Raw genomic sequence first — 21,813 nt, forward strand, 5'->3', positions numbered from 1 at the left:
CCCGCTCGCGGACTTCAGGTGAAAATTTGTTGGTTGTCTTGCTCATAACGGATGCTCCTTCTCACAAGTTGGAGCCTCCTGGAAACCCGGGGCGCTTCACCTGGCCGTGCGGCAGGTTTTAAAGAGCCGATTTGGACCTTCGAAGGTCACCTATGTCAGCGGCAGCCGTCGAATGGGTAAACTGGTTGGAATAGCTGGCATTGTCCTAATCTGACGCAGCAAGTCGTGCGTCGGAACGTCGTAAGCTGGTCGCGTGCTGCCGAAAGCCGCGTCGTGGGACAGTGCGGCCATTAGACGCGCACCGCTCAAATGACAGGCTTCGCTGCAACCCACCTTTCGCACGTCGGAGGCGTGTTGGATGGCAGTCGCGATCGGGCGTTAGAGCGCAGTAACGCATCATTTGCTTATTGCTGTATGTCAGTCGAGAAGCACAGTCCTGACCATATCGGCCGCGATGCGTGTTGCCTCATAACTGTTCAATGAATGCGAGCCGCCGCTCAAATGCGGTAGGATCGCAACCGGCACTATGCCCGAAGTCGCGATATGAAGGCGTTTTTGGGTGACCGTTTACCTCGAAAAATCGGGGAGACGGACTTTCAACCGTCCCGGTAATAGCAAGGAAGTCCGCGAGATGGGTAAGTCCGGTGCCGATCACCAACTTGGGGTAACACTTTTCGATCCACGCGCGAAACACAGGAAAGCGCGCTTCCCGCAGCCACGTCTGATAAGCGGCTTTTGATACGAAACCCGTTTTTTCGACTGCCTCATTGGTCCATTCGCCGGTATTGTTGAACGGTTCTGGGAACAAGTTCGCCTTGAAATACCCGAGCGACCCGCGCTCGAACGGTCGCACTGTTCTCGCGAATTCTCGATAGGTTTCAACGGGGCGCCCTTTCAGCGCCGCAAGAAACTTGAACGCGTTTCGATTATATGGCCATTGCAACTGCATTTCGATGCCGTAATGGTGTAGCGCCTCCGCCTTTTTACGGAGACCAACTTCATCGAGCGCTTGATCGGCTAAACTCCAACCAGGCTCAATGCCGAGGAGCCAGATAGACCGTCGATCCGGCGAACCTTGGTCACCGCCTTCGCAAGTCTCAAGAAAACGGGTTTCGTCTTCGACTCGGCGACGAAACGCGGAGGCAGCAGGCGATCCAAACGCCATGGAGAAATCCTTCAAAATTCCTTCAATTCGTCAACCACCATCAACGCATTTAAACCTTGAACGCGATTTTCGGGTGGTCAACCTTCACGCCGCACCCGCGCGCGGCATTGATGAGACGGATCGTCCACATGGAATTGAAACGCTCACCTCCGCGTTGAAGGTTCGCCAATGCGATGCAGGCATTTGCCACCTGACGGGCGATCTTCCCGCGGAATTCCTTCGTAGCGTTGACTCCATCGAGGTAGGCTTTTCGCTGTTCTGCGTAGATGATCACGTAGATCATCGCCATTTCCTCGACGCTTGAGAAATCCGCCATCGGTCCCACAATCCGGAACCCTTCCTCCGCAACCCCAGACGGCAGAGGCGCACCAAGAAATGCCTCCGCCGTTCGATGCGCATGTGCAGTGGCTCGGCCTTCGTTGACTGCCCGAAACGCTCTACCGAGGTTACCGATAAAAGACATCACTGCTCCTCCCAATGCGGCAAGGACCATCCGCCTAAAAAGTTAAATTCTTTCATACCAACAAGATTCCAAACAGAAAACAAAAGTCGAAGCTCCCACGCTCGATGTCATCCAAGACTTCATGCCGCTGCATTGTCCACGGATAAGGTCCGCGAGCCGATGCCAATCCTCGGCGGGCTGGTCATTCTCGATTTCGTCCACCGGCATTGCTATCGGCGACCGCAGATTTATGGCGCTAGTCTGCTAGAAAAGCATGGCATTGGTGGCCCAGAGTGCCATTCACGCAGCGTGTAGAGATTGCGCCGATAGATCGCAGCGCGATGGGCAGGCTGCCATTTTACGTGGTATTCGTCCGGAAACACATACATCTCGATAGGAACACCTGCCTCGCGCAGGACCTTGACCGAACTCAGTGCCATGCGGGCCTCGCGGTCGGCTGCCTGCACTTGTATTCGCGCGCATATCCGTTGTGCGTTCATGGCAGGGCTCATTTCGAGCCAGCTTTCGCGATGTTCCTGCCAAGGCAGCGGATAGTGATACTCCTGCTGCATTTCCTCGTAGGCCGGGCCGATCGCGCTGGTCGTGACGCCAGGATCCTCGCAGCAAGTACTGAGCAAAGCGAGGCTGAACATGCGCGAATGGATCAGTGCATAGGTCGCCGTCGATGCCCCGTCGCTGAGGCCGGTAATCGCCAGATGGTCCAGGTCGAGCGGCACGCGGCTCCTCACTTCGCCAAGCGCCTTGAGCAGGGAATCGTGCGCACTCTGGCGGTCAGTCCAGTGTTCCATCAGGTCCTTCTGGTCGACGGATTCTCCCCTGCGCGCCAGCCAGGTATTATAGTCCAAAGGCCGACTGATGCTGAGAACCGCGAAGCCAGACGCTGTCATGGCCCTGATAGGATACTCGTCTCCAGTACCCCCGCGCAGGAACCCGCGTGTCTCGTATTGCACGACGACCAGTGGCAGTCGCGCACCCGCAGGCAAATGTTTGGGCAACACGAGGTCGCCGATCGCGGGAATGCCGAACCGATTGGTCCAATGCAGGCGCGTGATCCGGGCCGGCGCTACGTCCCGCCACTCCGGATTGAGATCGACGAGTTGCCGGGTCCTGCCGGATCGGCTGTCGATCGCGACGATGTCCCGTGGCGACGCCGAGCGCTCGCGGCCGCACAGCAGCGTATCGAGCACCAGGGAGCAGCCGGTCAGCGCATCATCGGTCTCGGCAATGCGTAGTGGCGGAGCGCTGCCGCCGGGGCGCCAGCGATAGATCCCGGTGCGCGACGAGGCGAACCCCTCCCGGCGCAGGAAGACAACTTCCCTGCCACGGGACGACCACCAGGCGCCCCCGGCATTTTCGCAGGTTTCGAATTGGCAGGGAATCGGCGTGCCACCGACTGCGACGTGTACCCGCGAGCGAAAGGCAAAAAGCGGCTGCTTGTCCATCTCCACCCAAGCATGGTCGCTATCCTCGCGCGATGGCTCAGGTGATATCGGCTCCGGTGTTCCCCATTCACCTGTCGCAGACACTGCTACCCGGAAATGCTCGGTGCCAACCTCCCCGCGCGTGAAAGGAACCGGCTCTGCCAGCATCCAGAACCTGTCGTCGTAACGATACCCCTCGCGGCCTTGTTCGACGAGCCGCGCCTCGGCCTGGCGCAGCGGCGCATCGGTTTCGAAGCGTAACTCTTTCCCGCCAGCCACCCACGAAAACGACAGGACGTTGGCGGTGGGACGAGCGACTGGAATCGCTCGCCCTCCCGCCGACGGAACCACGAACAGCCCATCATGCCCATGACTGCGCTGAATGAATGCCAATCGCTTCCCGTTGGGTGACCACTGCGGCGTCAGCGGCCTGGCATTGCCGGATGGAAAGCCGTTCATCCCGTAAAGCGTGGTCTCGCTTCTGGCGAGCTCGTCACTCATCATCACGGTGACGATCGGCGCGGCAGGATGCCGCAAGTCGAATACGAGAAGCGCCTGGCAATAGCTGTTGCTTTCCGGTTCGGCCTGCCGGACTTGCACCGCCAGCCTCAAGCCATCAGGAGAGATGGCGAACCCCGGCGGCGCAGCCATGTCCAGCCCTCTCGCCCCAAAGTCACGAAGGTGGAGCAAGTCATCGACACCGACCGGATGAAGGCCTGCACGTTTCGGAACCCGAAATGCCAGCCGCTCGCATCGCCGCGGCGCGGCCTCTCCTGCCACCTCCGACTGGGCGATCGATGGCACTTCGCTCGCGTCGCTTTCGCGGGCAGGCAAGTCGCCTGCCCACGCCACCCCATACAGGCTTGGTGCGCTCAAAATGCAAAGCCCCAGCAGGGCTTTGATCACACGTACAATAGCCACGGACTCGATCTCGTCCCGCCCTTAGAGCGACTTGGCGACGGATACCGCGACAAAGCGGCCAACCGGCGAGTAATTGGTGGAATCGTAGGCTTCGACGTAAGCCGCAGCCTTCAGATGGGGAGGCCGGGTATCGAACAGGTTCTCAACCGAGAGGCTGAGTTCGACGTTGCTGAAGGCGCCACGATCTTCACCGACCCGGTAACCGATGAATAGGTCCGCCGTGACGGTCGAGGGCAAGGTTGCGACCTGCGTGGTGCGGCGATCCTCGAGCATGCCCGTGTAATTTAGGTAGCCGAAGGCCTTGAGGTGTACGCCTTCCCAGCCGAGGCTCGCGCGGGCCCGATATTTCGCCGGGTTCCAGATCGTGCCTGCCAGGTCGAAGTACGCCGAGTAGGCATTGTTCTGCTGGCGCGATTGCAACCAGCTTGCATTGAGCGAGGTCGAGACCTGGCCCGAGCCAAGCGCGGTGCGATAGGATACACTGGCGTCGATACCCTGGATTCGCTGGCCTGCGACATTGGTAAAATGATTGTCGATGATATAGGCGACCTGCCCAAGATCGCCGGTGACATTCCCGTACGTCTGCAAACCGGTGTCGGAGGCTGCGACGGCATCCTGGACCTGCTGCAACGTAGGATTGCGGATGACGAAATCGGCATAGACCGGGTTCAATGCGTTCAGGTAGTTGCCGATCGGCTTGAGTACCCGATCGTTATATCGAACCCGAAAGTAGGTCAGGTCTATTGAAAGCCCGGGATCCGCAGCCGGCCGGATTGTCGCCGTCCAACTGAGACTGGTAGCACGCTCCGCCTCCAGCCCCGGAGCCCCGCCCTCTGTGTAAAGGGCGCTCGCACCGGCGGGCGCATCGGACCCGATAAGGGTCGCGGCTTCGACAAGCGTGGCTGATCTTGCCTGCAATTGTTGCAGCAAGGTCGGCGCCTTGAACGACCGTCCCCAGGAGAACTTGAGGTCCACCGCGTCCACGGGGCTGTAGATGACACCCAGCTTGGGATTGGCGATGCCGCCAAAGCCATTGTAGCGGTCGTATCGACCTGCCAGCGATAGCGAGAGCCCCCGCAGCAGCGGGCGGGCGTTAACCTGCGAGACCAGCGGCACGAACAGTTCGCCATAACCATAGGCATCGTGTTGGCTACCGCCAAACCCGCTTCCAGTAGCCACGTTGGTGTTCCGGAACCGGTTGGTCCGGTATCCACCGCCGGCGACGAGCTTGATCGCCCCTCCCGGCAGGTCGAGCAGAGAGCCCTCGACGTAGGCGTCGATACTGCGCAGCGAGTTGCAGTAGCATACGATGGATTCGTAGGTCTTGGTTCCAGCCACGAACTGCTGCGCACGGCTGACGGCCCGATCGCGGGAATGGACCCCGCGGATCGAAGCCGTCCAGCCGCCCCCCAGTTCGGCATCGAGTCCGGGCGCGACCGATAAACTCCGGTCCTTGACCCGCGTGACGCCCAACCGCCCGTAACTCGTGATCTCGCGGTCCACCCTTCGGGAATCGTAGAGCCCATCGAGACTGAGGTGCACGCGATCGCCGAGATCCTGCGTGACCCGCACCAGGCCCGAATGCACTCCCTGCCGAGGGTAGAGCATGTAGGGCTCGTCACCCAGGTTTGCTGCAAAATCGCGCTGCCTCGCCTGGATTGTGCTGTTATGCCGGAAATCATAGGCGGCGATGATCGAACCGCTGCCCCAGGTCTTCCCGCCGGTCAGCGAATAATCCTGGAGGAAGTCGCCCCCTTGCGTTGCCTTGCCCAGCCTGGCGCGTGTAGTCAGGCCGTCGAAAGGCGAGCGCAGCACGACGTTGACCACGCCGGCGACCGCGTCGGAACCATAGATCGCGGACGCGCCATCGGGGACGACGTCGATGCGCTCGATCGCGTCGATAGGGATGCTGGAGATATCAACGCCCTGGGAGAAGCCGCCGTAGGACATGCGGCTGCCATTGAGTAGAGTAAGGGTCGCGTCACCGCCCAGGCCGCGCAGGTTCACCGCCGAGCCGCCGGTGATATTCTGGTTGGCCTGTCCACCTGCATTTGCACCCGAGCCGACCCCAGGGTTCTGGCCGCCCGCAAAGTTCTGGGGCAAGGCGCGCATGGCGGCCCCGATATCGGTAAATCCGCCTTCGACGATATCATCGCGCGTAACCTGCAATACCCGGGAAGCGACCGGTGAGCCCTTGATCCGAGAACCGGTCACGAGGATGGTGTCGTCGATGACGGGCGCCGCTTCGGCCCCGGCAATCGCCGGATCCGATCGCCCCACGACGAGGATGCTCCCATTGCGATCGAGCGCCACCAGGCCGCTACCCTCCAGCAAGGCGTCCAACGCTTGTGCCATCGTAAACTGGCCATCGATCGCAGGCGCAGCCCTGCCCCCGACGGACTGCGGCGAGAAAAGGATTTCGCGGCCCTTGATCCTGGCCAGTGCACGAAGCGCATCCCCAAGGGGCTGTGCCTCGATATGCACTTGCTGCCTCGCTTCCTGCGCGCTGGCCGGCACGGCCAGCGCGAGCAAGCTCGCGGTCAGAAGGAACGTGCTTACGATCTTGGTGTCCATGGTACCCCCATTGCCTCGTACGGGCTGTTCAGGGGCTTCCATGCCGCTCGCGCGGATTTTATGAGGGGCTCGCGAAATTTTTTACAGGACCAGCGCTAACGCCTCGAAAGCACGATCCTTTCCGGCTCATCCTGCACGGTCAGGTCAAGCAAGTCCGCAAGATTGAACGCCAGCCTTCTGGCATCCTGAAGGCGAAAAGTCCCGGACACCTGGAGCGCGGAAAGATCACTAGATGCCAGCACGATCGGCCGGGAACCGTAACGATTGGCATCGGCCACCAGGTCGCCAAGCCGCACAGCCCGGAAGTCCCGAAGGCCCTCAGGCCAGTCGGCCTTCGTGAACGGCACGGCCGCAGGGCGTCTTGCGCTGTCCCCGAACGCCAGCGAATGTCCTGACACCAGTTGCCTGACGGAAGTTCGCGCCTCCCGCGAACCACTACCGCGAGGCCGGTCCGGGCCTTCAAGAACATCGACCTTGCCTTCGATCAGGTCGACGACCGCGCCGCCGTGCTGATGTAGGGTAACATCGAAGACGGTGCCACGCGCTATCACCGAACCGCCAGCAGCAGCGACGACGAAAGGCCTTCCCTCATGTGCGACTGCAAATCGCGCCCGGCCCCGTACCAGGCGAAGATCGCGCCGCGTCGGGGACAGCGACACTGTGACCTCGCTGCCCGTATCAAGCGTGACATGCGATCCGTCCGCCAACGCGAACGTGCGGATTTCCCCGCGTGAAGTCACGATGTCACGGGTCTGCAGGCCCTCGGCGGGAGCAGCCACGATCCCGCTGCCGCCCATCGTGCGCATGAGCATGGCGGTCGAGATTACGACTGCAATCAGCAGCACGCTGGCAAGCGCCATCGTACCGACGAATTTTCCCCGCGATGACGACACGGCCGTGACAGTTCCGGCATCCTGGATCGTTGCGTAATTAGCAGCTCGATCTTCCTTCAGCCCCTTGCCCAGGCTGAATGTCTCGCCGATGCGATTATAGGCGTCACGGTGCAGGGCATCGGCAGCCAGCCATGCCTCGAATTCGGAACGCTTCGCGGGAGCGTCAGGGCCGCGCATGAGTGCGAACCAGTCGGCTGCTTCGTCGCGCAGGCTCGGCCTGCTGGATCGGGTATGGTTGCTCATTCGCTTTCGAGGGCCGCGTCGATATGCGCGAGGCTGCGCGCGATGTGGTACTGGACGGTCGGGATGGAGATGCCAAGTCGCTCGCCGATTTCGCGGTAGGTGAGGTCGTCGACGCGGTGAAGCAGGAAGATCGCCCGGGTCTTTTCCGGCAATTCGTCGAGCGCACGCTGGTAGATCCGCATGACATCGCGCTCCTCGATGCGATGCTCCTGCTCGGGAGCAATCGCGGGTTCGTCGCCCTCGCCGATCGGCAGGTGGAAGGGAGCTAGGCTGCGCTTGCGACGCCGGGTCTTCTCGAACAGCAGGTTGCGCGCGATGCGCTGGAGATACGGAGCAGGATTAGCCAGTGCTTCGCGCGCCATGAACGATGCCAGCCGGGCAAATGCCTCCTGCACGAGGTCTGGAGCGTCGTCTGTTTCGCGCAGGCGCCGCCGAAAAAAGCGCGCGAGGCGAGGCGCCTCGTCCCGGTAGAGACGATCCAGGTTGGCGCCATCGCTACCACCCGGATCTTCGGGCGCGGACGGGTCTGCTCGGCGCTCGCTGGCGAGCGCCCGGGCATGTCGCATAGGCATGGAAACGCACGACCTCGTCGTGCCGACAGACATCGCGCCCCGGAATGGTCCGAGGTTAGCGAGGGGCTAGCGACGCTCGGGATCGAAGGATCCCCGCCACCCGACCAGCGGTGCGGGCGTAGTGATGCCTGGCAAGACAGGAGGAAGGCGCGTGCCGGCGATCAGCGCCTCCACGCGTCATGATACTGAAACATAACCGGCACGCAAGACGTGCCGGGCGCCTATCTTATCCCGTCACGGCCCTGCGCATCTCTTCGATACGCGCTTGGCACAGGGCGTGAACCCGCTGGCCAAGGACTTCCGCATGCCCTGCCAGCCACTCCAGGTCCTCGCGCGAAATCTTGTAGTGCCGCGAGTAGCGGGCCTTTCGATACGCATCCTTGAGCTTTTGGTAGAGCGCCTTCTCCCGGCGGGTCCCGCGCGGCCAGACATCGAACAGGCTGTGATCGATTTCCTCGGCCATGTCGCGCAAGAACAGGATATTATGGTCGTAGGGCGTGTAGAACGTGAAGGTCAGCAGCAGGCCTTGGTACAGGTTTTCGACGGTTTGATGGAGATCGAACGCAGCTTTCCGATAATGTTCTCTCGCAAAAGCATCCTGATATCCGCCAAAAAACTCGGCAGCATCGGCCATATATTCAGCGAAATATTCCTCGGCCGCCGTTAGCGCCGTTTCCGGTGACTTGGGCACGGGGGCCTTCAACGGCTTGTCGTCGGATTCGTACAGCAAAGCCCCGTCAGACAAGATGTTCATGAAGAACAGGCGTCCGTGCGCCAGCGCATCGTTCACTTCCTGCAACGAATGGACGACGAAATTCGCCGGGGTACGCAGGGTCTTTTCGTAATTGTACGCGGTGACGATCCGCTGCTCGGTCTCATCCCAGTAGGCGGCCCGGTCGGTGAGATCCTTCTGGTTGACGATAACCAGCAAGTCGTAGTCAGACTTGTACTGGTTGGCATCGAGCGGCGCATCCACCCAGTCGCCGCGCGCATAGGAACCGAACAGGATGATCTTCAGGATGCGGCCTGACTTACGCCGGCCCGTCGCCTTGCCGGTGGCATCACGCAACCCCTGGAACAGCATCTCGACGACCAGGTCGAGTTCGCGCTGCTTGTGCGGGGGAAGATGATCGATATCGGTTCGCATGGTTCAGGTACGGGGTAAGCTGCCAACGCCACGAAAGGCAATGCGCAATGTGCTAAAACTCCAAAGGTTTGACGCTTGTCGCAGGCCATGGCCGGCTGCCAAAAGCCAAGGACAAATATAGAACATCGGCAAGGTGTCATGCAAGGCAATCGGACACCCTGATTTACCTGTAGCGGTGTGTGCGGGATTGTGATTCCATCGAGCTGGGCGATGGAGGCGTGAAGTGTCGGCACAGCGTGGCTTTTTCGATCTCGACGAGCGGTATGCAGCCTTGTCCGCGGCGGGCGATCCGCTGGAGAAGCTGGCCGGTCTGATCGACTTCGAGATATTCCGGCCCGCGCTGGATGCGGCCTTGCAGCGTTCTGATGGTAGCAGGGGCGGTCGCCCGCCGCTTGACGCAGTCATGATGTTCAAGACGCTGATCCTGCAGACACTCTACGGATTGTCGGACGCGCAAGCCGAGTTCCAGATCCTGGACCGCCGCAGCTTCGGTCGCTTCCTGGGGCTCGACGATGGCGATAACACACCGGATGAGACGACGATCTGGCGTTTTCGCGAAGCTCTGGTCCGGGCGAATGCGATCGAGACTTTGTTCGCCCGTTCGACGCTCACCTCAAGTCGCTGGGTTATCTGGCCATGGGCGGGCAGATCGTGGATGCCAGCATCATCTCGGCTCCGCGCCAGCGCATGACAGACGAAGAGCGCGCCGTTGTCAGGGAGGGTGGCATTCCCCAGGCCTGGGCGGCGAAGCCGGCGAGGCTCGCACAGAAAGACCGTGATGCGCGCTGGACGCTCAAGCGGGGGCGGCGCAAGAAGGGTGCGGATGGAAAATTCCTGGCGGAAATCGCCACGCCCATGTTCGGGTAAAAGTCGCATATCGGCATCGACCAGCGCCATGGCTTCATTCGTACCTGGTCGGCCAGTGACGCCGCCCGTTACGACGGCCGGGAATTGCCGGAATTGATTGATCCGGCCAACACCGGCAGCGCAATCTGGGCAGACACGGCCTATCGCAGCCAGAAAAATGAACGCGCCATTCTGCGCGCCGGGCTCATCTCGAAGATCCACTTCCGCAGAGCGCCCGGCAAGCCGCTCCCCGGGCAGCGCCAGCGCGCCAATGCCGCCCGGTCCAGGGTCCGCTCCGCCGTCGAGCATGTCTTCGCCACCCAGAAGCACCGAATGGGCCTGTTCATCCGTACCATCGGCATAGAGCGTGCCAAGGCAAAGATCGGTCTCGCCAACATCGCTTTCAACTTCAAACGCTTCCTCTACTGGGAATGTCGGCCGAACTCGGCATGATGCACGCCGGCACCGCGCTGATGCCTCCACAGAGCGCCACCGGTTGGCAGAAAACACCCCATAGCCGCGCGCGCCATGCCCAAGACTGCGTCTGATACCCTCAGACCGATACCCAAGCCGGGTAAATCAGGGTGTCCAATCGTCCTTGCCCGCCCAAGTTCGCGGCGTCCGTCACCGCCCCCAGGCCGACGCGGATGACGAATATCGCTCGGCCAGCCCCGGCGGACTCAGTTGCTTGCCGAAAGACACGCCGAGCGATCGTCCGAAACCCTCCTGCCGATCCCCTCCTTGCCGGCACCCCATGCAGCACCGAACTGCGCCAGTTCCGGGGCGGAACAGACTACGGCGATATGGCTCCCAAGTTCACTGCGCTTCAACCGCGTCAGCGCAGCGTAGATCGCCGCCAACCCTTCCGGTCCGGTAGCGCGGCGCACATGCATGACGATCAGTCGAGCCTCCCAACCCTTGAAGCTATGGAAAGTCGTCGCCTTGAGCCTGGCATCGCCCAGGTAAAACGCCATCTTGAGGCGGTTCTGGACCTTCTTGTCCCGAGCGAACGTATGCGCCGACTTGACGCCATAGGTCGCTAGTTCCTCGACGACCTGGACACCAAAATCGATGTCGTTGGCGAGAAAGGTGATGTCCGCATTTGCAGTCCCCGATTTGCCGGTAGCGCGCATCATTGCCAGCACCGCATTGACGCAGTGCCGCATGGCACCCCGTTCCTCGCACTGGATCCAGCGCACCTCGCTTGGAAAGAGTTCGAGAGCCCCCTGTTCCTGCTGGGGAATATCCCTCGTCTCGTCTGGTAGGAACCTTTCCGCGAAGTCCTGTGCCAACCGCAAGATGTCGGGCGGGAGGCGATAGCCTATGGAGAGTTGTGCCCAGCGGCCGCCCTGGAACCCGGCGCCTGTCATTGCCTCTTCCGTCCAGTTTCCGGCCGTGCCGTAGACATCCTGCGTCGCGTCCGCAGCGAGCAGCATCTCCCCACCAGTCTTGCAAATGCCGCGAAGTGCATTCCACCATAACGGCAGGTAGTCCTGGCCCTCATCGACCAAAACTGCATCGTACTTCTCCGTCGCATCGGATAAGGCTGCCTTGCGAGCAAGCGCAGGTAGGGCCACGTCCATGATCGGCTTCAGTATGGGGGCAAGTCTTCTTTGCTCCTCGCGCGGGTCAAGGTCGAGATCCATGATCTCGGCAACCGGTCGCATCATGTGCGCGTACTCATCATCAAGGCCTGCCTCGAAGCAGACTTCCTTGCACCATTCATGGAAGTGAACGAACGTGACGCGCGCCATCCATCCCGGCGCAGCGCCCGCACGCACGACCAGGTCCCGCAGATAATGCCATAGCGTCATGTTGTAGGTGACGATGAGGACGCTCTTGCCCTCGCTCGCGAGCTTTGCAGCGCGCGCAGCCAAGACCAAGGACTTTCCCGATCCCGCCGGACCTTTTATGCGGCGATAGCCAGAAGCAGTCCTGCTATCCGCCAGCATCCTCTGGTTCCTGTCCAGTTCGAGCGGCTTCCTCTGTGTGCTGGCAAAATCGGGTTCGACCAGCCACCCTCGAAGATCATCCGCCAAGGCACGCGTCATCAAGGTGTGGCGGTCCCTGGACAGGATTGGCAGTATGGCGGGCAATCCTTGGCTCGAGAGTTCTCCTCGGCCACCAACCGGCCACCATTCAAACGCCTTGGCCCGTTCCTCTGTGGTCAGGAACGCTTCCTGCAACGGCAAAAGACGATCACGCGAGGCGAACGGAAACACGACGCTGCCAACGATAGCGGCATAACCGGCCCGTTGCTGCAGGCGGGGGCAATAAATATTGAAAATAGCGTCCTTGTATCGCTTGATCTTCCTGAAAGGATTATCGACCCGAAAATCACGGCCGTCCTTGTTTGCGTATAGCTCCTTTCGTCCGCTGGCATGTTCCTTGACGAAATACGGCATCGCATCGAGGTTCCAGTCCTTCACCTCTATCACGCACACGCCGATCCCGGGATTCAACAGAACGAAATCAGGACGAAGGCCATTAAGATGCGGCTGGATGTAGATTTCCCAAGCAGGATCCAGTTCACGATCCAACAGATTGAACAGCATCTGCTCACCGGGTTGCATCGGCTGACGCAAGTTATCATGCTCGTGCACGGGCGGATGAACAATTCTGGACATGCAATAAATCTCGCGAAAGCGATTCATCCCCAAGGACTATCGCAACCCCTTTAACAATTTCCGCCTGACCAATTGAAATGGTTCACGCGGAAAACCGGGCAAGCAAATATATTACGGATGCAGCCGACAGACCAAAGAGGTGTTCAATGGCGCCATCCGGTCGTGACAACAGCGCCATCCTCACCAAGAACCACGTATGCGGCGCGATAGCGTTCGTAATGCCTGGCTTCCGTCCCGAGGTAGGCGCTGTAGGTTTTCCATGCCCGCCGAGAAAAGAAGTGCCGAACAGCGCCGCGCCCATCGTGCTCTGCCTCCCCGAAATCGATGAGCGCATCGACCACCGCGTGAGGGACGGATCGTTGCTGGCTTCGCACGGCGCCGTGCCGAGTGAATGTCGCCCGCCGGCCACCCGTATAAGGTGCCGAGTTCAGATTTTCCGGGCCCATCATTCTCCAGCCTCCTCGAACGCCGCCTTGCTCGTGCTGCGATGGGCTTCGATTTTCCGAATACGGTTCTTGATGCTGGTAATCTGCGGCATCGTGAGTGCGCTGCTCGTTCTGACCAACAAGAAGCTGGGAAGGATATCCTCGTCGATGAAGCGTCTTTCACCGAACGGGTCCGCCCAAAGCTCATCCTTCTGGTCATCGGTGAACCAGTCCGGGCACCAGCCTGCCTCGTGGCAATAGGCCTGCATCAGTTCGTCGTATTCAGCAGACATTTCCGGGTAATCTTGTGCGTAGGCCGCATGCCACGCAGCCAGCTTACCGAGGCTGGCCTCACGTCGTGCCTCTAGGGCCGTCCTATGTACGGCGGTGTCTGCCTCCAAATGGCGCTGCAAGATGGCCGCCAGGCTTTCGACCTTGTCGCTCCCGCCCGCACGAAATTCATCCATGCACTTGGAGAGCCGCAATTGTCCCGATGCCAAGGCCTGCATCAGTTCAGGGCTATCGCCCGTCATCGACCGTAGCACGTCGACATCAACAACAGAACCACTTGCGGTCGGTACCTCGCCAGCCTCGGTTGTCACCAGGCCGTCCAGGTTGACGGTATCGGCAAGGCCGAACGTCAATCTGTGCATAGCTTCCACGAAGAGATTGCGAGGGTTTTCCTCGAGCGGGTTGCCGGCTTTCAAACCGAAGCACAGCCCATTCGAGGCAGCGCGTCGGTCCATCTCGAAACCTGACTGGTCCTGGTAATTGTCGCCCAGCAGCGGCGATGTCAGTCCCCTGCGGGTCGCTTCATCATGAAGAAGGAGGTCCTCGCCAGGAATGTTCAACGCACGCGCCGCGACGATGGAGAAAAGGATCGGCGCCAGTTCGACTATGGCCTTCTGACTGACTCCGTATCGGTGTCCCATGACCTCGTAGGCATTGTGCGACGCTACCGATACGCGGGCCGAAACCAGGATCCCCGCGCCTTCATCGGCATGGCTTGGATCAAACTCCCGCGCATCGCAGTTCAGCACATTTGCAATACGCTCCAAGTCCTTGCCCTTGGGGGCATTGGCCCCGCTGAGCCAGCGACTGACAGTCCGTTGCGTCGTCTTCAATTCGCCCGCGAGAAATTTCTGCGTCCGATTTTCATCCTTCAACTTCTTGCGAAGCAGGTCTGCCCTGAAGGCCATTGCGATAGCTCCTTACGTTTGCTGTGGGAGCAATTTGCATCAGAAAAATAGACATTAGTAGATGACATTTTTCGTCTTATAGAGGCGGGATTCCTTCGATTTATGGAATTACTCCTCAGGAAGTAGACATAAAAATAGACATTTATCCTGTTATGGCGATATCCTGTCGTTCGCCTTGGAAGCAAATGCCCGCACACGCCCTTTGCCGCCTGATTCTAACGGATTTCGCGATGTTTGCTCCTGTAGGCCGGGCCACCTGGAAGTTGATGTGCAGGAAATACGCCCATCGAACTTTGCACGCGGATATCCTCGCACTAACGCGCTACAGATGCATGGCCATCTCCCAGAAGACCTCGCCCGAGCGGCCCGAACTCTCAACGCAGATCCGAACTTTCGCGTTTTGCGCCGCCTCGCCCCCGTCAACCGGCTTCACGCAGGTCCCGCAGTGGGGAAAACTCGTATTGGCGTTGCCCTCGACGTCGAGACGACCGGCCTTGATCGCGAGACCGACAAGATCATCGAACTCGCCGTGCAGCGGTTTCGCTTCGACGAACTCGGCCATATCGTCCAGGTCGGAACGCCGCGCACCTGGCGCGAAGACCCGCACGCGCCCATCGACCCGCACATCACCAAGCTGACGGGCCTTACAAGCATAGACCTTGAAGGCCAAGCCATCGACGAGGCGGCAGCAATCGAGATCCTGGCCTCCAGCGACATCATCATTGCCCATAATGCGGCTTTCGATCGCCCCTTCGTCGACCGCAGGCTACCAGGAATCGCGGGCCGGCCGTGGGCCTGTTCAATGGCAGAACTGGATTGGCTAGAGCTTGGCTTCGACGGGCGAGCGCTCGGCTACCTGCTTTCCCAGTGTGGCTGGTTCTATGAGGGCCACCGCGCCGAAAACGACATCCTCGCACTCATCTACTTGCTTGGCCACACTGCTTCGGACGGCGGAACCATCCTGACCAAGCTCATCGAGAGCGCCGAACGCACGAGTTTTCGCGTCAATGCCGTCGATGCGCCGTTCGAAGGCAAAGATTCACTCAAGGCACGGGGTTACCGCTGGGATGCCGCCCTGCGCTTCTGGTGGAAAACAATTCCCGGTGAAGAGGTCGAAAGCGAGCGGGAATGGCTTCTTCGCGAAATCTACACCGGTCACGGCGAGCCGGCCTTTCACCCGCAATCTGCCTGCGACCGATATCGCTGAAGACCTGCTACGCCGCAAAGCAGGGTTTCGCAGCGTGGCATCTGCATTATGGAGAGAGCCATGCGCAAATCCATCCTGATCGCCCTCTCGCTCGCTATCACGTCTCCTGCCTACGCCTGGGGGCCGATCGGTCACCGTATTACTGGCGCAATCGCAGACGAAGAACTGAGCGGCCTAGCCCGCGCCAACGTTCACCTGCTCCTCGGCACCGAAGATCTTGCCGAAGCCGCGACCTGGCCTGACGACATGAAGTCCGATCCGGCTCCGTTCTGGCAGAAGCAGGCCAGCCCATGGCACTATGTCACTGTCAAGGGCGATGACTACCAACCGTCGGACGCGCCTGCATCGGGGGACGCGATGACAGCGCTTTCGCGCTTTACGGCAACTCTACGCGATCCCAAGGCTTCACTCGCTGACAAGCGCCTTGCGCTGCGCTTCATAGTCCACATTATCGGCGACCTGCACCAACCACTTCACGATGGTGCTGGCGACGATCGCGGCGGCAATGCCGTTTCCGTTACATGGTTCGGCAAGCCGACGAACCTGCACTCGGTTTGGGATTCCGCTCTTATCGAGCAGCGCGCGCTTTCTTATTCGGAATATGCGCATTGGTTGTCGCGATCGATTACCCCCCAGGAGGTGATCGCTTGGAACCAGATCGATCCTTCCATCTGGATCCGCGAGAGCATTGCCTTGCGCAAGACGATCTATCCTGCCGATCCGGCACTCTCCTGGGACTATGCCTACCAGCATCGCGCCGAAGTAGACGATCGGCTCAAACGCGCCGGCGTCCGTATTGCCGCATACCTGAACTGGGTTTTTGAAAGTGCAGCGCCGGCCAAGGGAGCCGCCAAGAAATAGCGGCCGGCGCCTAGAGCATTTCGAGTGGGCCAGGTGTCGCCGGGCAAGGAGATGCCCGGTCCAGCCGAACCAGGTCTTGCTCGGTCAGTCGCAGGTCGAGAGCCGCGCGATTGTCCCGGACATGCACTACGGAACCTGCCTTCGGGATCGGGAGCACTCCGTCTTGGTGTAGCAACCAGGCCAGTGCGACCTGTGCCGCAGATACACCGTGCTCGCCGGCGATCTCGGTCAGTGCGGGACGTCCAAGCAATCTGCCCTGCTCGACGGGACTGTAGGCCATGATCGGTATCGAGCGGGATTCGAGCCAGGGTAGAACGCCCCTCTCCGGCCCTCGCCGCCCGAGGTTGTAGAGGATCTGGTTGGTCGCACATGCGCGGCCGCCGGCGTCAACCAACTCGATCATGTCATTCGTATCGAGATTGCTGACACCCCACCGAACGATGAGCCCAGCCGCAACCAGCGATTCCATCGCGTCCACCGTTTCGCCGAGGGGAATGCTGCCGCGCCAATGCAGCAGGTACATATCCAAGTGGTCGATGCCCAACCGCTGCAGGCTCGCTTCGCAGGCCCGGCGCAAGTTTCGATGCGAGGCATTTTGCGGATAGGCCTTGCTGACCAGGAACACCTCGTCGCGTCGCCCCGCAATCGCCTCGCCGACCACGCGCTCCGCCTCGCCATCGGCATACATCTCGGCGGTATCGATGAGCATAAGACCCAGATCGAGGCCCTCTTTCAGCGCCGCGATCTCGCTAACGCGTCGGTCCGCGATCTCACCCATCATCCACGTGCCTTGTCCGAGCGCCGGCACCGTCGTGCCATCCGGAAAGCAGATCATCTTCATGTCGGCGCTAACGCGCGGGAGCCTGCGTCTGTTGCGCTAATCCTGTAAAACAGCCGTGAATCCCCGCGCACATTCTGCACGATCGATAGGACCGCAAAGCCGATTTCCGGCTCCTGGCGATACTGAAAACATACCTCAGGATACCGCAGGGGACCTCACGACGAAACGCAGCATGCCTCATCCTTGAGCCCATGCCCGGTGCCGCTGGATGGAGCGCGGGTGGAGGCACGCATGACCCCGACCAAGCTGCTCATAGGACAAATCCTTGTCGTGCTCGCGATCATAGCGCTGAGCATCTGGACGGCCACGCAATGGGCAGCCGCCAGTCTCGCCTATCAAAGCGAGCTCGGCCCGGCCTGGTTCGTGGTGCTCGGAAAACCGGTGTATCACCCATGGTCGATCTTTCCATGGTGGTTCTCCTTCGATGCCTATGCGCCGGTCGTGTTCGACGAGGCAGGCGCAATCGCAGCAGCGGGCGGTTTCCTGGGCTGCGGCGCGGCGATCGCCGGGTCGATCTGGCGCGCACGCCAGTCCGGTGCGGTCACCACTTACGGTTCGGCGCGATGGGCCACCCGCAAAGACATCGCGGCTGCGGGCCTCTTCGGCGACCGCGGCGTATCGCTCGGCCGGATCGACAGAGACTATTTGCGCCATGACGGCCCCGAGCACGTCATGGCCTTCGCCCCCACCCGGTCAGGCAAAGGCGTCGGGCTCGTCGTGCCCACGCTGCTATCGTGGACCGGTTCGACAATCGTTCACGACATCAAGGGGGAGAACTGGCAACTGACCGCCGGCTGGCGCGCCCGTTTCTCGCACTGCCTGCTGTTCGACCCGACCGACATGCGCTCGGCACGATACAATCCCCTGCTCGAAGTCCGCCGCGGCATCGACGAAGTGCGTGACGCCCAGAACATCGCCGACATCCTGGTCGATCCCGAAGGCGCGCTGGAACGGCGCAGCCATTGGGAAAAGACCAGCCATTCGCTGCTCGTGGGCGTGATCCTCCACGTTCTACATGCCGAAGAGGAAAAGACGCTGGCAAGGGTCGCCACGTTCCTTTCCGACCCGCAGCGCCCGTTCACCGCGACGCTGCGGCGCATGATGACGACGAACCACCTCGGAACCGCCGAAGCGCCGCTCGTCCATCCTGTCGTCGCATCGGCAGCGCGCGAGTTGCTCAATAAGAGCGAGAACGAACGGTCCGGCGTGCTGTCGACGGCGATGTCCTTTCTCGGGCTCTACCGTGATCCAACCGTGGCGGCGGTCACCTCTGCGAGTGACTGGCGCATCGCCGATCTCGTCGAGGCAAGCCACCCGGTTTCGCTCTACCTCGTCGTGCCCCCCTCGGACATCAGTCGCACCAAGCCGCTGATCCGCCTGATCCTGAACCAGGTAGGCCGACGCCTCACCGAGAAACTGGGCGACACGGGCCCGAGCCAGGCCGGCGAAGCGGGGCGCCACCGCCTGTTGATGATGCTCGACGAGTTCCCTGCCCTCGGACGCCTCGACTTCTTCGAGACCAGCCTCGCCTTCCTCGCAGGCTACGGCGTGCGCGCCTTCCTGATCGCGCAAAGCCTCAACCAGATCGAGAAGGCCTACGGGGAATACAACGCCATTCTCGACAACTGCCACGTGCGCATCGCCTTCGCCAGCAATGACGAACGGACCGCCAAGCGTATATCGGACTCGCTGGGCACGGCCACCGAGCAGCGCGCGATGCGCAATTATGCCGGACATCGCCTCGCCCCCTGGCTCGCTCATGTCATGGTCAGCCGTCAGGAGACGGCCCGCCCCCTGCTGACACCGGGCGAAGTCATGCAACTGAACGCCGCTGACGAACTCGTGCTGGTGTCGGGACAGCCACCGATCCGCGCGAGGAAACTTCGCTATTACGAGGACCGTGCGTTCGCCTCACGGGTGCTGCCTGCCCCTGAACTCAAGCAAGGCCCCTATGGAGACCTTCCGCCCGCGCGAGACGATGACTGGGCAGGCCATGTCCGCACCACGGATCAGCGGCTAGCCGCCAACACTACCGAAAACGGCAACGACGAAACAGGGGGCCTCGAACAGGCACGCCATCCCGCCAGAGAAATCGAGGCAGGATCTCAGCCCTCTACTGAACCCGACCCACTGGGTCTCGGTCCCGGTGTCGAGGATGAAGCTGACGATGCTCTCGAACGCCGGGCGATGGACCGGGTCGAGGCAGTGCGTGCAGCGCGCTCGGTCTACGCGCTCGATGCCGGCTCAGGTCGTCCCGACGACCTCCAGATGGAGTTCTGAGCATGGTCGAAAGGATCCGCCACCAACTCTTTTTGCCTCGGCCGGTAAGCGATCGACTGGAGGGCTTGGCCGCCAAGCCCGGTGCCTCGAAGTCGGCCATCCTGGCTGACGCAGTCACGGCCTGGCTCAACCGGCGTGGTGCCTCGGAACTCGAGGATCGCTTCTCGCATCGCCTCGACCGGATGTCGCAGGCGATAGGGCGGATCGATCGCGACACCGACGTCCTGCTCGAAACCCTGGCGTTGTTCATCCGGTTCGAACTTTCGATCCAGGTACCGCTTGCCGAGAGCGACCAGGCCGGACGCGCCCTGGCTGCCAAGCGGTTCGAAGCCTTCGTCCAGCAGGTCGGGCGCCAGGTCGCCAGCGGACGACGCACACTTCACACCTCCTCGGACGACCGGCCATGAACTCGTCCCTCACCTCCGACCGGCAGCGGCGAATGCTCGTCACCGCGCTCGGTGACGAAATCGGCAAAGCGATGCGCGATCCATGCGTCGTTGAAATCATGCTCAACCCGGATGGCGCGCTTCGACTCGACCGGCTCGGTGAAGGCTGTTTCGATACCGGTACCAGGCTGGAGCCGGCGCAAGCAGAACGCATCATTCGCCTGGTCGCCTCGCATGCACAGGGCGAAGTCGATCGCGAGCACCCCATCATCTCGGCGGAATTGCCTCCCCACGCTGATGGGCGCGCCGGGGAGCGCTTCGAAGGCGTACTTCCCCCAGTCTCGGCCGCCCCGTGCTTCTCGATCCGCAAACCGGCCCAGCGCCTCTATTCCATCGACGATTACCTGGTCGATGGGCTGATGTCGCTGCCAACCGCGCATGCCCTGCGCGCGGCGATCGCCCAGCGAGACAACATTCTCGTGGCCGGCGGGACGAGTTCGGGAAAGACGACGCTTGCCAACGCGCTGCTAGCAGAGATGGAAGGGCTGGACACGCGCATCGTCCAGATCGAGGACACGCGAGAACTCCAGTCTCCGCTTCCCGATACGGTGGCGCTGCGTACCCGGCCGCCGCTCGTGACGATGTCCGATCTCGTTCGATCGACCCTGCGGCTTCGCCCCGACCGCATCATCGTCGGCGAAGTGCGCGGTCCCGAAGCCCTCGACATGCTGAAGGCCTGGAACACCGGCCATCCCGGCGGGATCGCGACGATCCACGCGAACAGTGCGCTAGCTGCGCTGCACCGGATCGAGCAGCTCTGCCAGGAGGCGGTCGTCACCGTGCCGCGCCACCTCATCGCCGAGGCTATCGACATGATCGTTTTCATTGCCGGCCGCGGCCTCGAGCGCCGCATTTCGGCGCCGGTGCGGGTAACCGGCCTCGATGCCGGCACCGGCTCCTACTCGCTCTCAGACATCGTCCCACCTGCCACGAAGGAGACCTGACCCATGCCCCAGTCCCATCCCCACAAGCGCATCCGCTTTGCAATCCAGTCGAGCCTGGCTCTTGGTCTCTTCCTGGCACTTGCTTCGCCCGCCCATGCTGCAGGGTCCGGCATGCCGTGGGAGGAACCACTGCAGCAGGTACTGGAATCGGTCCAGGGCCCGGTCGCCAAGATCGTCGCGGTGATCATCATCATCACCACCGGCCTGACGCTGGCATTCGGTGAGACAGGCGGTGGCTTTCGCCGCCTGATCCAGATCGTCTTCGGCCTGTCGATCGCCTTTGCCGCCTCGAGCTTCTTCCTCTCGTTCTTCAGCTTCGGCGGCGGGGCGCTGGTCTCGTGATACGCGCCGCACACTACGATGCCGGACACATCGAAGGCTTCGAGGTGCCGATCCACGGTTCGCTGGGCAGCCCGCTGCTGCTTGGCGGAGCGCCTCGCGGTATCGCCATAGTCAACGGCACGCTGGCGGCAGCCGTTGGCCTCGGGCTGCAGCAATGGATCGCTGGGCTTGGCGTGTGGGCGCTCGGACACACCCTCGCGGTAATGGTGGCACGTCGCGACCCGAGCTTTGGACCGGTCCTTGCCCGGCATCTTGCACAAAAGGGATACTACGCATGCTGAGGATCACGCCATGATGTGAAGCGCCCCGGGTTTCCAGGAGGCTCCAACTTGTGAGAAGGAGCATCCGTTATGAGCAAGACAACCAACAAATTTTCACCTGAAGTCCGCGAGCGGG

General features: G+C 61.4%; 18 protein-coding genes and 1 pseudogene. 8 read left to right on the forward strand and 11 right to left on the reverse strand.

Going from position 1 to position 21,813, the window contains the following annotated elements; genetic code table 11:
- Positions 1–466: 466 nt before the first annotated feature.
- The 7 genes from ADT71_RS30005 to ADT71_RS02790 all read right to left on the reverse strand — a co-directional run bounded on the left by ADT71_RS30005 (position 467) and on the right by ADT71_RS02790 (position 9,399).
- On the reverse strand, positions 467–1,165 hold the full coding sequence (locus tag ADT71_RS30005) for a hypothetical protein (protein WP_231635516.1): 699 nt from the start codon (positions 1,163–1,165) through the stop codon (positions 467–469).
- A gap of 49 nt (positions 1,166–1,214) precedes the next feature.
- The gene (locus tag ADT71_RS32700; protein WP_132470341.1) at positions 1,215–1,628 is read right to left on the reverse strand and encodes a hypothetical protein; all 414 of its coding nucleotides are present in this window, start codon (positions 1,626–1,628) and stop codon (positions 1,215–1,217) included.
- 227 nt (positions 1,629–1,855) lie between these two features.
- Positions 1,856–3,970: an Atxe2 family lasso peptide isopeptidase gene (locus tag ADT71_RS02770; protein WP_165913377.1), complete on the reverse strand. Its 2,115-nt coding sequence runs from the start codon at positions 3,968–3,970 to the stop codon at positions 1,856–1,858.
- Positions 3,971–3,991: 21 nt separating this feature from the next.
- On the reverse strand, positions 3,992–6,544 hold the full coding sequence (locus ADT71_RS02775; protein ID WP_054434869.1) for a TonB-dependent receptor: 2,553 nt from the start codon (positions 6,542–6,544) through the stop codon (positions 3,992–3,994).
- Positions 6,545–6,639: 95 nt separating this feature from the next.
- A complete protein-coding gene (locus ADT71_RS02780) occupies positions 6,640–7,680 on the reverse strand; it encodes a FecR domain-containing protein (RefSeq protein ID WP_054434871.1) in 1,041 nt (346 codons plus the stop codon).
- The gene (locus ADT71_RS02785; protein WP_231635517.1) at positions 7,677–8,252 is read right to left on the reverse strand and encodes an RNA polymerase sigma factor; all 576 of its coding nucleotides are present in this window, start codon (positions 8,250–8,252) and stop codon (positions 7,677–7,679) included. The genes ADT71_RS02780 and ADT71_RS02785 overlap by 4 nt, the downstream gene beginning before the upstream one ends.
- Before the next feature lie 226 nt (positions 8,253–8,478).
- Entirely contained in the window at positions 8,479–9,399 is a 921-nt protein-coding gene (locus tag ADT71_RS02790; RefSeq protein ID WP_054434875.1) for a HEPN domain-containing protein, read from the reverse strand.
- A 223-nt stretch (positions 9,400–9,622) separates the two neighbouring features.
- Between ADT71_RS02790 and ADT71_RS02795 the strand changes: the two are divergent.
- Positions 9,623–10,698 (forward strand): annotated as a pseudogene (locus ADT71_RS02795) (IS5 family transposase).
- A gap of 227 nt (positions 10,699–10,925) precedes the next feature.
- Here the strand turns inward: ADT71_RS02795 and ADT71_RS02800 are convergent.
- The 3 genes from ADT71_RS02800 to ADT71_RS02810 form a co-directional block, all read right to left on the reverse strand.
- A complete protein-coding gene (locus ADT71_RS02800) occupies positions 10,926–12,872 on the reverse strand; it encodes a nuclease-related domain-containing DEAD/DEAH box helicase (protein WP_231635518.1) in 1,947 nt (648 codons plus the stop codon).
- Positions 12,873–13,015: 143 nt separating this feature from the next.
- Complete coding sequence (locus ADT71_RS31070) at positions 13,016–13,321, reverse strand: hypothetical protein (RefSeq protein ID WP_132470335.1); 306 nt, start codon at positions 13,319–13,321, stop codon at positions 13,016–13,018.
- Positions 13,318–14,496 (reverse strand): helix-turn-helix transcriptional regulator, encoded by a 1,179-nt coding sequence (locus ADT71_RS02810; RefSeq protein ID WP_054434878.1) that lies wholly within the window; start codon positions 14,494–14,496, stop codon positions 13,318–13,320. Before ADT71_RS02810 ends, ADT71_RS31070 begins: the two co-directional genes overlap by 4 nt.
- 328 nt (positions 14,497–14,824) lie before the next feature.
- On the opposite strand from ADT71_RS02810, the gene ADT71_RS02815 reads away from it, so the two are divergent.
- Positions 14,825–15,703 carry a 3'-5' exonuclease gene (locus ADT71_RS02815; RefSeq protein WP_054434880.1) on the forward strand — a complete coding sequence of 293 codons (879 nt, stop codon included), beginning with the start codon at positions 14,825–14,827 and terminating at the stop codon, positions 15,701–15,703.
- Between the two features lie 60 nt (positions 15,704–15,763).
- Positions 15,764–16,564, forward strand: a complete 801-nt coding sequence (locus tag ADT71_RS02820) for a S1/P1 nuclease (RefSeq protein WP_054434882.1) — start codon at positions 15,764–15,766, stop codon at positions 16,562–16,564.
- A gap of 10 nt (positions 16,565–16,574) precedes the next feature.
- Here the strand turns inward: ADT71_RS02820 and ADT71_RS02825 are convergent, their stop codons facing one another.
- Positions 16,575–17,405 carry an aldo/keto reductase gene (locus ADT71_RS02825; protein WP_054434884.1) on the reverse strand — a complete coding sequence of 277 codons (831 nt, stop codon included), beginning with the start codon at positions 17,403–17,405 and terminating at the stop codon, positions 16,575–16,577.
- Between the two features lie 231 nt (positions 17,406–17,636).
- Here ADT71_RS02825 and ADT71_RS02830 point away from each other — a divergent pair, with 231 nt between their 5' ends.
- Genes ADT71_RS02830 through ADT71_RS02850 form a run of 5 tightly spaced genes read left to right on the forward strand, consistent with a single transcriptional unit; the run spans position 17,637 to position 21,698 of the window.
- On the forward strand, positions 17,637–19,685 hold the full coding sequence (locus ADT71_RS02830; RefSeq protein WP_054434894.1) for a conjugal transfer protein TraG: 2,049 nt from the start codon (positions 17,637–17,639) through the stop codon (positions 19,683–19,685).
- 2 nt (positions 19,686–19,687) lie between these two features.
- The gene (locus ADT71_RS02835) at positions 19,688–20,092 is read left to right on the forward strand and encodes a hypothetical protein (RefSeq protein ID WP_054434886.1); all 405 of its coding nucleotides are present in this window, start codon (positions 19,688–19,690) and stop codon (positions 20,090–20,092) included.
- Complete coding sequence (gene trbB, locus ADT71_RS02840) at positions 20,089–21,075, forward strand: P-type conjugative transfer ATPase TrbB (RefSeq protein WP_082370120.1); 987 nt, start codon at positions 20,089–20,091, stop codon at positions 21,073–21,075. Before ADT71_RS02835 ends, trbB begins: the two co-directional genes overlap by 4 nt.
- A gap of 3 nt (positions 21,076–21,078) precedes the next feature.
- The gene (locus ADT71_RS02845) at positions 21,079–21,417 is read left to right on the forward strand and encodes a TrbC/VirB2 family protein (protein ID WP_054434891.1); all 339 of its coding nucleotides are present in this window, start codon (positions 21,079–21,081) and stop codon (positions 21,415–21,417) included.
- Positions 21,414–21,698: a VirB3 family type IV secretion system protein gene (locus tag ADT71_RS02850; RefSeq protein ID WP_304437731.1), complete on the forward strand. Its 285-nt coding sequence runs from the start codon at positions 21,414–21,416 to the stop codon at positions 21,696–21,698. The genes ADT71_RS02845 and ADT71_RS02850 overlap by 4 nt, the downstream gene beginning before the upstream one ends.
- Positions 21,699–21,813 lie beyond the last annotated feature (115 nt).

The organism is Novosphingobium sp. ST904, assembly GCF_001298105.1.
GTDB lineage: Bacteria > Pseudomonadota > Alphaproteobacteria > Sphingomonadales > Sphingomonadaceae > Novosphingobium.